This is a genomic window from Microbacterium sp. M3 (genome assembly GCF_033548675.1).
In the GTDB taxonomy this organism is placed as follows: domain Bacteria; phylum Actinomycetota; class Actinomycetes; order Actinomycetales; family Microbacteriaceae; genus Microbacterium; species Microbacterium arthrosphaerae.
Map to the genome: position 1 here is coordinate 635,707 of NZ_JAWTZT010000001.1, position 11,001 is coordinate 646,707.

The window sequence follows — 11,001 nt, forward strand, 5'->3', positions numbered from 1 at the left end:
CAGCTGCCCTGCCGCACGGCGGGAGCGCTCACCGCGCCGCCGAGAAGGCCGCCAGGAACCGGTCGCGGAACGCGTCCATCGGCCAGACCGGGGACTCGCCATCCGGACGCAGACCGGCCGACCACCCCCAGCCGGCGATCGCGTCGACGACGGCCGGATCCTTCGCGATGATGCTGACGGGCACGTCCCGCGACGCGCGCTCGCCGCTCACGATGGCGGCGGGCTGGTGGTCGCCGAGGGCGATGACGACGAGGTCGCGGTCGTCGGCGTTCCGCAGGAACGACCCCAATGCACCGAGCGCGTACTCGATGGAACGGCCGTACGCGCGCCGCACGCTCGCGGGATCCTGCCACACCTCGCTCGCCGACGGGCTCCGGGCGGCCTGCTCGGCGTACACCGATCCGTCACCGATCTGCGCCCATGGCACCGGCTCGGGAAGCGGCGCCCACGGCGTGTGCGACGACACGAGATCGATCTCGGCCATCACGGGCGGCTCACCGTCGGCGAGCACCCGATCGGCGAAGTGCTTCAGCGTGTACTCGTCGGGGATGCGGGCGTAGCCGAACGACGGCCCGCGGTAGCCCACGTTGGTCGCGTCGAGCAGCAGGTCGTAGCCGTAGAAGGTCGCCCCCGCCTCCCACGGCCGGGTGTTCGACGGGACGTCGCTGACCGTACGCCAGCCCGCCCTGCCGAACGCGGCGCTGAGGCTGAGCCGGTCGCTCTGCACCACCTGGTCGTACACCGCCTGCGCATCGGCCCACACCCCGGTCTGCAGCGTGGCGTGGGCGAGCCAGCTCACGCCGCCGAAGGTGGGCGAGGTGAGCCACGCGCTCCGCATCGAGTAGCCCGCGCCGGCGAGGTCGTCCTCGGCGGCGCGCAGCACGTTTTGGACTCCGTCCGACACCCCATCGCCCTCGAGCGCGACCCGGCCGTAGCTCTCGACGAACACGATGACGACGTCCTTGCCGCGGAGGCCGGCGAGGAGCTTGTCGGCGGGTACGTCGGCGAAGGCGTCGTCCGCGATCTCGCGCGCCACGAGAGCCCGCGTCTGGAGTGCCGACACGGTTCGTGAGAGCGCCGAGCCGATGGATCCGGTGGATGCCGCGGCCGCAACAGGAGCGGCGGCGCCGAGCGGCGGGGCGGCCGCGGCGAACGCGATCCACGCCGCGGTCACCGCCGCGAGGGCGACATGGCCACGCGGGAACCCGCGGACGGCCGCGTCCACGCGGAGCGCGGCCCACGCGAGGGCCGCGCAGATCGCCGCGATCACCGCGGCCGCGAGGGTGAACATCGCGCTCGCCGGAGTCGTGCCGATCGCCGCGGCGATCACCCCGTAGGCGTCGCCGAGCTGGGGCCAGTCCAGCGGCACGAAGCGCATGCCGAGCGCCGCCTGATAGCCGCGATCGATGCCCGCCAGAAGCACCGCGATGGCCACGAAGGCGCCGAAGAGCGTCGCCACCGCGAGGCGCGGCATCCGCCACGGCACGAGCGCGAGGACCAGCAGGACGACGATCGATTCGACCGGCACCCGGATGAGCCCGAACGGCGACCCCGTCGCGAAGACGCCCGGAACCAGCGGCAGCACGACGAGGAGGGCGATCGCGCAGCCGGTGGCCGCCCGCGCCCGGCGCGTGGGTCGCGGCGCCGCAGGCCCGCGGTTCACGGCAGCTCGGCGGTGACCGCCTCGGCATCGGCGGCCTGCGCGGCGAGCGCTTCCGCGCCGGTGGCGGACTCCCGCGCGTCCAGCATGCCGAAGCGCTCGGAGAGCGCGTAGCGCAGCAGCACCACGTCCCCGATCTGCCGGGTGTCGGCAAGGTGCGCGCGGCGACCCGCCGTCCAGGGATACGCGGCGGGGCCGACCACGCGGGGCGCGCGCGCCTCGCCGACGAAGAACGGTGCGACCACCAGGTGCAGCTCATCGACGAGGTCGGCGCTGAGGAACTGCGTGAGCACGGTGCCCCCTCCCTCGACCATGAGGCTGCGCACGCCCTCCTGGGCCCCGAGATGCTCGACGAGGGCCGCCATGGTGACGCAGTCCTCCCCCAGCCCGACGACCGTCGCCCGGTCGCCCAGCCGGTCGCGCACGGCGGTCGCGCGCTCGCGCGGGCAGTAGACGATGCGCGGGCCGTCGCCGGTGGTGAAGAACGCCGCGTCGGGCGAGAGCTCGCCGCTCGCCGTCACCGTGACCTTCGCGGGTGACTCGTACCGGCCGGTGGCGAGCCGGCGCGCCCGGCGTGCGGCATCCCTCACCAGCAGCCGCGGGTTGTCGCGACGGACGGTCGAGGCGCCCACCATGATGGCGTCGTGATGGGCGCGCACGGCGTCGACGCGGTCGAGGTCCGCCGCGTTCGACATGGCGAGCCGTGCCGGCTCGGCGCTGTCGAGGTAGCCGTCGATCGACATCGCACAGCTCAGGGTCACGTACGGTCGCTCGCTCATGCGGATCTCCTCCCCCCGATGATGCTCCTCCGGCCGGGCGAGCGGAAGCGGTCCAGGAGCAGCACGACGGCGCCTGGGGCGAGGGCCACGAGGACGAGCACGCCGTACGCGGTCGAGACCGCGAGGCCGGCCGCCGAACCGAGACCGACCAGCGCGAAGGCCGCAGCGGCGACCGCCTCGCGCGGTCCCCAGCCTCCGACGTTGACCGGGATCGCGGCGGCCGCGAGCACGATCAGCGCCACGAGGGCGAGGTCGCGGGCATCGGCGCGGATGCCGGCGGCCAGGCCCGCCACCACGAAGGTCGTCGCGTGCGCGGCGACGACGACGACCGAGGCCGCGGCGATGGCGATCAGCCGCGACGGGCGGACGAGCACGGGCCGCAGCAGCCGGTACTCGCGCCGCGCCGCCCGGCGCCCGCGCCGGGTGGCCGCCACGACGATGAGCGCCGCGCCGATGAGCACCGCCAGCGCGGCGGTGGCCCACGCCAGCGGCGCGAGCGGCGAGCTGAGTCCGAGCGGCAGCAGGATCGCGAGGGTGAGGAGCAGCTGCACGAGCTGCCCGGCGATCCGCTCGGCCGCGACGGCGCGCGCCGCCAGGTCGAGCCGCTCGTGATGCCGCCCCTGCACGTAGGCACGGTGCACATCGCCCCAGACCCCGCCCGGGACCACCGTGTTGAGGAACTGCGACCGGTAGTACGACCCGACGGCGGCGGTCCACGCCAGCGGCAGGCCGAAGCCGGCCGACACGACGCGCCAGCGCCACGCCGCCGCCGCCGTCGCGACCGCGGCGAGCGCCAGGGCCGCCAGGATCGCCAGCGGCGAGAGCGACGTCAGCCCGTGGAGGAAGGAGGGCACCCCCACGACGGCGATCGTGGCGGCCACGACGGCGAGCGCCGCGGCGATCCGCAGCCCGGATCGCACGCGCGGCGGCAGGCTCGTCAGTCGGGCCATGCCAGCAGGTCCTCGTGCGAGACCGTCGCGCGCAGGCGGCCGTCCTCGGCCTGCGCGCGGCGACGGCGCCGGTACTCGCCCGCGACGCGGGCCAGCTCGGGCCGCTGCTCGACGGCCGCGGCCACCCATCCGTCGAGCCATTCGTCCAGGAGCGGGCCGGCCTGCGCGTCGAGTCGCCACGGCGTCGCCGCGGTGCGCACGTGCCATCCGGCCGACGCGAACAGGCCGGCGACCACCGCGACGGCATCGGGCCCCAGCATCCGCCTGCCGTCGGCTTCGCGACGCTGATGGTCGTTGAAGGCGCGGCGCAGGTCGTCTTCGACGGCGTCGCGTCCCGGACGCAGCCGGACGTGCCCGGTCACCGAGAGGCTGAAGAACGCCGGCGTGCGGGCGTCCACGCACGCGGCGACGATGCGGCCGGCCTCGGTCTCGGTGACCACGTCCAGGAGAGCGGATGCCGCCACCGCCGCGGCGCCGTGGAACGCATCGCGCGGGAGCTCGGCGAGGTGCTCCACGACCACGTCGGACCGGATCGGGCGACCGGTCGCATCGGCGACGGGCGCGAGGTCGAGGTGGGCGAGGATGCCGGCGTCGCCGTCGCGGAGGATCCACTTCTGCGGTCCCGGCAGCCGGGGTGCGAGCCAGCGGGTCATCGAGCCCGTGCCCGCGCCGAGGTCGTGCACCACCTGCGGCGCGGGGTCGCGCTCGAGCATCCGCGCCAGCCGCTGCGCCAGCTCGACAGAACGGGCGGCATCGTCGGCGGGCGCCCGCAGCGCGAGCCAGTCGGCGGTCGCGGTCGAGATGGAGCTCATGCCGCCGCCTCCAGCGCTCGAGCGATGTCGGCGACCGTGCCGGACCAGCGCGGCAGCGCCGCACGGGCGGCGAGCGCCTCGCCGCGCAGCCGGCGGCGGAGCTCCGGGTCGCACAGCCAGCCGCGCAGGGCGGCGGCGAGCGCGTCCGGGTCGTCCGGGGCGACGAGGATCCCGCCGCCGTCCGCCAGCGCGTCGGCGATGCCGCCCGTGTCGGCGCCGACGACCGGCAGCCCGTGGGCGCGCGCCTCGGCGACCGCCATCCCCCCGGTCTCGACGCGCGAGGGCGCGACGAGCAGCGCGCTGCGGCGGTAGAGCGCGGCGAGCCGGGCCTCGTCGAGCACGCCGAGCAGCTGCACCCGTTCCCCGAGCGCCGCGGCGCGTGCGGCCACCTCGGACGCGAAGTCGGGGTCCGCGTCGGCGGCGCCGACGAGGGCGCACGTCCAGTCGACGTCGGGCAGCGCCGCGAGCGCGTCGAGCAGCGTGTCCTGCCCCTTGTGGGGCGCGATCACACCCACGCACAGCAGCGCGCCGTCACCGCTCGGCTCGGCCGGGTGAACCGGCACGTCGACCCCCGGCACGGCGATCCGCACGCACTGATCGGGGACGAGGCCCCGTCGCGCCAGCTCGGCCGCGGCCCATCGGCTCGGCACGATCACGCCCCGCGCCGCCGCCAGCACGCGGCGCTCGGCCTCGACCGCCGGCTCGGTGGCGTCAGGGAACGACGCGACGACCATATGCGCGAGCACCACCAGCCGCAGTCGCCCGGCGGCCTCGACCATCGCCGCGGGCGCCCAGCCCGCCACGAGCCCGTCCACGAGGACGAGCGCGTCGTCGGGCATCGAGCGGAGAGCGGATGCCGCGTCCGCTCCCTCCCCGACCTCGACCATGGCGACCTGCCAGCCGAGATCACGCAGCCCGTCGGACGCACGCCGGTCGTACACATTTCCGCCGCTCACGCGATGCGGATCGTCGATCCCGTCGGGGACGACGAAGCGGACCGACCGGCCGCTCGTCACAAGGCCACCTCGTAAGAGGCCCAGGCGACGTGCGACTCGTGCAGGGTGACGGTGATGCCGCTGAGGTCCGCGTCACCGACCGCGCCCTCGCGCACGGCGACGGCGAGGCGGTCGCCGATGACCTGGCACAGCCGCTCGGTCGTCGTGTTGACACCCTGCAGGTCGGGCACGTCGTCGAGATTGCGGTAGGTCAGCTCCCCCACGATCCGCCGGACGAGGTCGCCGGCGCGACCGATGTCGACCACGACGCCGTCGTCGTCGAGGGCGGCGGCGCGGAAGGTGGCATCGACGAGGTACGTCGCCCCGTGCAGCTGCTGCGCCGGGCCGAACACGTCGCCGCGAAGGCTGTGGGCGATCATCAGATGGTCGCGGACGGTGACGCTGAAGGTCATTCGGCACTCCAATCGATCGTCTGGCACAGTACTCCGGCGCTGCCGGCGGCGAGCGCCGCGGTGATCTCGGGGAGCGCCCGCCACGGCGTCGCGCCGCCGAGCAGCGCGTCGAACGCCGGATCGGCCAGCAGCCGCAGCGCGAGGGCGAGGCGGTCGCGCGTGGAGCGCTGCGCGCGCCGGCGCACGCTCACGGCACCCACCTGGCTGGAGCGGATCGCGATGCGGCGCGAGTGGAAGTCCGCACCGAGCTCGAGCGGGACGGCGTCGCTGCCGTACCAGCTCGCGACGACCACCTCCCCGTCGGTGGGTGCCGCACGCAGCGCCCGCTGCAGACCCGCGCCGGTGCCGCTGGCCTCGATGACGACATCCGCGACGAGATCGGCGTCGCCGAGGTCCTCCGCCTCGGCGAACGCCACGCCGAGTGCGTGCGCCGTGGCCGCCTTGCCCGGGTCGACGTCCACCAGGGTCACCTCCGCGCCCGGGATGCCGCGGGCCAGGCGGGCGATCGCGCCCCCGACGATCCCGGCCCCGACCACCAGCACGCGGTCGCCCACCACGGGCGCGGCATCCCACAGCACGTTCACCGCGGTCTCGACCGCGCCGGCGAGCACCGCGCGCCGGGCGGGGACGTCGTCGGGCACCACCGCGAGCGCGTCGGCCGGGGCGACATAGCGGGACTGGTGCGGGACGAGAGCGAACACGGTTCGGCCGCGCAGCGCCGACGGGCCGTTCTCGACCACGCCGACGTTGAGGTAGCCGTACTTCACCGGGAACGGGAAGTCGCCGGCCTGGAACGGCGCCCGCATGCGCTCGCGCTCGGACTCCGGCACCGCCCCGCGTGCCACGAGCGATTCGGTGCCGCGGCTGATCCCCGTCCAGAGCGTGCGCACCGCCGCTTCTGCGGCGGAGGGTGTCGGCAGCGGCTCCGACCGGAACTGGCCCTTCCCCGGGCCCGTCGTCCACCAGGCGGTGGCGGCATCCGGATCCTCGAGGTGAACCGCGACGGGTGCCTGCGTCGTGTTCCTGGTGTCCGCCATGAGGAGTACACGGAGCGTGCATGCGAAAAGTTCAGCGTCCGCCACGGCTCGACGGGCCGCCGCCTGCGCCCGAGGCGGGGAGCCGTGCCGCGTGGGCGCAGCCGTGGTGGTGGGTCGCAGCCGGGTGCGCGGGCCTGGTGGCGATCGGGATCGGAGCCCCGCTGCCCTGGTACGCAGGGGCCGCCGGCGCCGGCTACCTGGTGGTCTCGACGCTGCTGCTCACTCGGGGGCTCCGCCGCCGCGGCGCGGGGCGGCTCGGGCCTGCCAACGCCGTCACGGCGACCCGTTCGACGCTCGTGGGCCTCGTCACCGCGCTGATCGTCGCGTCGTTCTCCGGCCCGGTGCCGACGCTCCTGCTCGTCTCGCTGACCGCCTGCGCCCTGGTGCTCGACGGCCTCGACGGCTGGGTCGCCCGCCGCACCGCCAGCGAGAGCGAGCTCGGCGCGCAGTTCGACATGGAGGTCGACGCCTACCTCCTGCTCGCGCTCTGCGTCTACGACGCGCGCTACGTCGGCTGGTGGGTGCTCATCATCGGGCTGCTGCGCTACGCGTTCGTGGCGGCCGGGTGGCTGCTGCCGTGGATGCGCCGGACCCTGCCGCCGCGCTACTGGCGCAAGGTGGTCACCGCCGCCTGCGGGGTGGCACTGACCGTGGTCGCGTCGCAGCTTCTTCCGCCGGCGGGAAACCTCCTGATGGCCGCGGCGGCGCTGGCGCTGGTGTCGGAGTCGTTCGGTCGCGATGTGCTGTGGCTCATCAGGATGAACCGCAGGGGGTCCGGGATCGTGTCCCAGGAGAAGGCGTCGACCACCTCACCTCCGGAAGAGAGCGGGTAGGACCATGACCGAAACCGGCGGACGCATGCTCTGGGTCATGCGGATCCTCAGCGCCCTGGCACTTCTCGCGGCAGGCGGCATCCACCTGTTCCTCGTCTTCAACGGGGTCGGCGGCATCCTCGGCGTCATGTTCGTGCTCAATGCGATCGCGGGTCTCGTGCTGGCGATCGGCATGCTGGTGCTGCACGGCCGGCTGCTGCAGGTGACGACCGCGCTGAGTCTGCTGTTCCTCATCGCGACGCTGCTCGCCCTCGTGCTGGCGCTCACCGTCGGCCTGTTCGGCATCACCGAGACGTGGGACTTCATGCTCGTCCGCGAGACGGTGATCGTGGAATCCCTCGGCATCGTGATCCTGGCGGTCACGACCGTGATCGTGTTCCGGATGCCGGTGGCCCGGCCGACGAGGAGCCGCGGGATCTGACGCGCACCGACGTTCCGAGGGCCGCCCGCGCGGATGCGGACGGCCCGCGGGATCGCTGCGGTCAGGCGTCGGCAGCCACGCGGTCTGCGGCCAGCCGCTCTTCGTCGAGCCGGTCGAGGTCGTGCAGCGACGAGCCCTTCGTCTCCCGCATCGAGACCACGGCGACCAGCGTGATCGCTGCGGCGATCGCGAGGTAGACGGCGACCGAGAGGGAGGATCCGGTGTCACGCAGGAGCGCGGTCGCGATGATGGGCGCGAGCGAGCCGGCGACGATCGACGTCACCTGGTACCCGAGTGAGACCCCCGAGTAGCGCATGCGCGTCGGGAACATCTCCGACATGATCGCGGGCTGCGGCGCGTACATGAAGGCGTGGATGAACAGACCGAGGCAGATCGCCGCGATGATGATCACCGGGTCGCGGGTGTCGAACATCGGGAAGGCGACGAAGCCCCACGCGGCGGCCCCGATCGTGCCGATGAGGTACACCGGCTTGCGGCCGATGCGGTCGGTGAGGCCGCCGATGACCGGGATCACCAGCATGTGGATGATGTGCGCGATCACCAGCCACGAGAGGATCGCCGCCGTCTCCATCTCGAGCGCGGTGCTGAGGTAGACGATGGAGAACGTCACGACGAGGTAGTACATGATGTTCTCGGCGAACCGGAGCCCCATCGCCGTCAGGACGCCCCGGGGGTAGCGCCGGATGACCTCGAGCACTCCGAAGCGGAGCGCCTTGGACTGCTCGACCTCCTTCTGCACCTCGACGAAGATCGGCGCATCGGTCACGCGGGTGCGCACGTAGTAGCCGACGGCGACGATCACGACCGACAGCCAGAAGCCGACGCGCCATCCCCAGGCGAGGAACTGCTCCTCGCTGAGTGCGCGACTGAGCACGAGCAGCACCACCGTCGCGAGCAGGTTGCCGACCGGCACCGCGGCCTGCGGCCACGATGCCCAGAACCCGCGGCGCTTGTCGGGCGAGTGCTCCGCGACCAGCAGGACCGCGCCACCCCACTCGCCGCCGACCGCGAAGCCCTGCGCGAAGCGCAGCGCGATGAGGAGCGCGGGCGCCCAGTAGCCGATCATGTCGAACGTCGGCAGGCAGCCCATGAGGAAGGTCGCGACGCCGACGAGGATGATGGCGAACTGCAGGAGCTTCTTCCGGCCGTACTTGTCGCCGAAGTGACCGAACACGATCCCGCCGAGCGGCCGGGCGACGAACCCGACGGCATAGGTGACGAACGCCGCGATGATCGGGGCGTACGGGTCGTCCGAGGGCGGGAACATGATCTTGTTGAACACGAGCGTCGCGGCGGTGGCGTAGAGGAAGAACTCGTACCACTCGACGACGGTGCCGGCCATGGACGCGGTGACGACCCGTCGGAGACTCGACTGCCTCATCGGCGTCTTCGCCGGGGTTGCGGATGTCATGCGCTGGTACCTCCTTGTAGAGCGCGGAAGCGACTCGGGGAAGCCGCCCTGCGGGACGATACCTGACGCACGATTCATGTTTCAAGATCGGAGCGGCGCTTCACCGTGCGAAGATCCCCGGTTCTTCACATCGCGAGAGGATGCCGCGCGGTCAGCGCCTCAGTCCCACGCTGCGACGAGCATCCAGTGACCGTCGACCTCTTCCACATCCATCACCCGCGTGCGGTGGTCGACGTCGCTGCGGGCGGTGAACCGCCAGCTCTGGAACAGACGCCCGCCGTCGCTGCGCGTGGGCGTGTCGATGATGCGCCATCGCTCGCTCTCGACGACCAGCCGGACCGGGCGCCCGCGCTCGCACCACACCTGTACATCTGATCGCATGACCGTTCGCATCGAGGTCCCCCTTCATCGAATCTATGTTCGATGCTAAGTGCACCACGCCCCGTGCGCAAGGGGTGGCTCGCGAGGATCAGGCGGTGCGGGAGTCGGCGGCGCCGTCGGCGGTGACCGCCGCCACGTGGATGGCGGCCACCCCGTCGCGCAACGCGCCGACGGGGGTCTCGACCGTCTCGTACTGGGACGTGAATCCGTTCTCGTCGACCACCGTGATGGTCACGAGCACGTGCCCGCGGCGCGGCAGCTGCGTCGAGGTGCGAGTGAATCGTCTGGTCTTCATGTCCCCTCCGGCTCCCACCGTAGCCAGTCCCTCCGACACCGGCGTGCATCACGCACCGCCCGGCGGGTCAGGTCAGGTAGGCGTCCACGAGCAGCGGCCCGCGGATGTCGCGGAGAGCGTCGATGAGGCGCATCTCGGTCCGCCGTGACCATGATGTCAGCGGCACGTCATGCGGCCCGAGCGGCTCGAGCTTGCCGGCCCGCAGCCGCACCACCTCCCAGCCGACGACCCGCACGGCGCGATCTTTGCGCCGGTCGGCCTCCTCTCGTCGGCCCACATGCTCGAGCCCGTGGCGCCCGACGCTGTCGTACTCGATCGCGACGCGAAGCTCGGGCAGCAGGATGTCGGGCCACACCTCGAGGTGGTCGAAGAAGGGCCGGGAGGTGCGGATGGCCGTGAGGCCGGGCGTGACCGCGAGCCGCGCGAAGACGTCGGCTCGGATGCGTGCCTCCACGGCCGACGCCGGCTTCGGCGCACAGGCGCTCACGAACGGCTCCCCCGGCGGCAGGGACGGGGTCTTCGCGCACACCGCCCGCGTCGGCTTCGCACGCCGCGGCGGGGCGGCATTCTCGACCCGAGCGGCAACCGGCATCCGTGGGCGCAGGGCGAGCGCTGAGCACTCCGGGCACCATGCCGACCGCCGGCGTTCGCGACCGGGACGCGCCCGCTGCTCGGACGGCGTCGCGGCGAAGGTGTGCCCCGACTCGCACTGCCACAGCAGCAGCACGTCCGCGGCCGGCGGCACCTGCGTCAGTGCGATTCCGGCGTTGAGGTCGGGATGGTACTGGCGCACCAGCGCCGGGTACGCCGCCCACTGCGACCGGTAGGTGCCGACCGGATACGGCACGTCGGCACCCTTGGAGAACTGGCGTCGCGCCCACCACAGTTCCACCCGCTCCGGCATGCGCGCATGCTACGCGCGGCCCGCGACATCGCCTCGCGGGCGAACGTCGTGGGGACTTTCGGGAGGAGTTGCGCTCCTCTTGCGCTTCC

13 protein-coding genes are annotated in these 11,001 nt (G+C 73.3%); 2 read left to right on the top strand and 11 right to left on the bottom strand.

Features of this window, described 5'->3' with window-relative positions; translation table 11 throughout:
• Window positions 1-28: 28 nt before the first annotated feature.
• Genes R8Z57_RS02905 through R8Z57_RS02935 form a run of 7 tightly spaced genes read right to left on the bottom strand, consistent with a single transcriptional unit; the run spans window position 29 to window position 6,646 of the window.
• Window positions 29-1,663: a CDP-alcohol phosphatidyltransferase gene (locus R8Z57_RS02905; RefSeq protein ID WP_318352247.1), complete on the bottom strand. Its 1,635-nt coding sequence runs from the start codon at window positions 1,661-1,663 to the stop codon at window positions 29-31.
• Complete coding sequence (locus tag R8Z57_RS02910; RefSeq protein WP_318352248.1) at window positions 1,660-2,439, bottom strand: RibD family protein; 780 nt, start codon at window positions 2,437-2,439, stop codon at window positions 1,660-1,662. Before R8Z57_RS02910 ends, R8Z57_RS02905 begins: the two co-directional genes overlap by 4 nt.
• Window positions 2,436-3,389, bottom strand: coding sequence for a lysylphosphatidylglycerol synthase domain-containing protein (locus tag R8Z57_RS02915; protein WP_318352249.1), 954 nt, complete (start codon window positions 3,387-3,389; stop codon window positions 2,436-2,438). Before R8Z57_RS02915 ends, R8Z57_RS02910 begins: the two co-directional genes overlap by 4 nt.
• Window positions 3,377-4,201 (bottom strand): SAM-dependent methyltransferase, encoded by an 825-nt coding sequence (locus R8Z57_RS02920; RefSeq protein WP_318352250.1) that lies wholly within the window; start codon window positions 4,199-4,201, stop codon window positions 3,377-3,379. Before R8Z57_RS02920 ends, R8Z57_RS02915 begins: the two co-directional genes overlap by 13 nt.
• Complete coding sequence (locus tag R8Z57_RS02925) at window positions 4,198-5,157, bottom strand: glycosyltransferase family 4 protein (RefSeq protein ID WP_318352251.1); 960 nt, start codon at window positions 5,155-5,157, stop codon at window positions 4,198-4,200. Before R8Z57_RS02925 ends, R8Z57_RS02920 begins: the two co-directional genes overlap by 4 nt.
• 56 nt (window positions 5,158-5,213) lie before the next feature.
• The gene (locus R8Z57_RS02930; protein WP_318352252.1) at window positions 5,214-5,609 is read right to left on the bottom strand and encodes a 6-carboxytetrahydropterin synthase; all 396 of its coding nucleotides are present in this window, start codon (window positions 5,607-5,609) and stop codon (window positions 5,214-5,216) included.
• A complete protein-coding gene (locus R8Z57_RS02935) occupies window positions 5,606-6,646 on the bottom strand; it encodes a zinc-binding alcohol dehydrogenase (RefSeq protein WP_318352253.1) in 1,041 nt (346 codons plus the stop codon). The genes R8Z57_RS02930 and R8Z57_RS02935 overlap by 4 nt, the downstream gene beginning before the upstream one ends.
• 20 nt (window positions 6,647-6,666) lie before the next feature.
• Between R8Z57_RS02935 and R8Z57_RS02940 the strand changes: the two genes are divergently transcribed.
• Both R8Z57_RS02940 and R8Z57_RS02945 read left to right on the top strand, forming a co-directional pair.
• The gene (locus R8Z57_RS02940; protein ID WP_318352254.1) at window positions 6,667-7,479 is read left to right on the top strand and encodes a CDP-alcohol phosphatidyltransferase family protein; all 813 of its coding nucleotides are present in this window, start codon (window positions 6,667-6,669) and stop codon (window positions 7,477-7,479) included.
• 4 nt (window positions 7,480-7,483) lie between these two features.
• Complete coding sequence (locus tag R8Z57_RS02945) at window positions 7,484-7,900, top strand: hypothetical protein (RefSeq protein WP_318352255.1); 417 nt, start codon at window positions 7,484-7,486, stop codon at window positions 7,898-7,900.
• 61 nt (window positions 7,901-7,961) lie between these two features.
• Here R8Z57_RS02945 and R8Z57_RS02950 read toward each other — a convergent pair whose 3' ends face one another.
• The 4 genes from R8Z57_RS02950 to R8Z57_RS02965 all read right to left on the bottom strand — a co-directional run bounded on the left by R8Z57_RS02950 (window position 7,962) and on the right by R8Z57_RS02965 (window position 10,912).
• Window positions 7,962-9,332, bottom strand: a complete 1,371-nt coding sequence (locus tag R8Z57_RS02950; RefSeq protein ID WP_318352256.1) for an MFS transporter — start codon at window positions 9,330-9,332, stop codon at window positions 7,962-7,964.
• Between the two features lie 159 nt (window positions 9,333-9,491).
• Window positions 9,492-9,713 (bottom strand): hypothetical protein, encoded by a 222-nt coding sequence (locus R8Z57_RS02955; protein WP_318352257.1) that lies wholly within the window; start codon window positions 9,711-9,713, stop codon window positions 9,492-9,494.
• A gap of 88 nt (window positions 9,714-9,801) precedes the next feature.
• Complete coding sequence (locus R8Z57_RS02960; protein WP_318352258.1) at window positions 9,802-10,008, bottom strand: hypothetical protein; 207 nt, start codon at window positions 10,006-10,008, stop codon at window positions 9,802-9,804.
• A 67-nt stretch (window positions 10,009-10,075) separates the two neighbouring features.
• Complete coding sequence (locus R8Z57_RS02965; protein WP_318352259.1) at window positions 10,076-10,912, bottom strand: zinc-ribbon domain-containing protein; 837 nt, start codon at window positions 10,910-10,912, stop codon at window positions 10,076-10,078.
• Window positions 10,913-11,001: the final 89 nt, after the last annotated feature.

Coding starts and splice junctions, on each gene's coding strand:
- R8Z57_RS02940 (WP_318352254.1), top strand. CDS start 6,667: ATGCGAAAAGTTCAGCGTCCGCCACGGCTCGACGGGCCGCCGCCTGCG.
- R8Z57_RS02955 (WP_318352257.1), bottom strand. CDS start 9,713: ATGCGATCAGATGTACAGGTGTGGTGCGAGCGCGGGCGCCCGGTCCGG.
- R8Z57_RS02960 (WP_318352258.1), bottom strand. CDS start 10,008: ATGAAGACCAGACGATTCACTCGCACCTCGACGCAGCTGCCGCGCCGC.
- R8Z57_RS02910 (WP_318352248.1), bottom strand. CDS start 2,439: ATGAGCGAGCGACCGTACGTGACCCTGAGCTGTGCGATGTCGATCGAC.
- R8Z57_RS02920 (WP_318352250.1), bottom strand. CDS start 4,201: ATGAGCTCCATCTCGACCGCGACCGCCGACTGGCTCGCGCTGCGGGCG.
- R8Z57_RS02915 (WP_318352249.1), bottom strand. CDS start 3,389: ATGGCCCGACTGACGAGCCTGCCGCCGCGCGTGCGATCCGGGCTGCGG.
- R8Z57_RS02935 (WP_318352253.1), bottom strand. CDS start 6,646: ATGGCGGACACCAGGAACACGACGCAGGCACCCGTCGCGGTTCACCTC.
- R8Z57_RS02950 (WP_318352256.1), bottom strand. CDS start 9,332: ATGACATCCGCAACCCCGGCGAAGACGCCGATGAGGCAGTCGAGTCTC.
- R8Z57_RS02945 (WP_318352255.1), top strand. CDS start 7,484: ATGACCGAAACCGGCGGACGCATGCTCTGGGTCATGCGGATCCTCAGC.
- R8Z57_RS02965 (WP_318352259.1), bottom strand. CDS start 10,912: ATGCCGGAGCGGGTGGAACTGTGGTGGGCGCGACGCCAGTTCTCCAAG.
- R8Z57_RS02930 (WP_318352252.1), bottom strand. CDS start 5,609: ATGACCTTCAGCGTCACCGTCCGCGACCATCTGATGATCGCCCACAGC.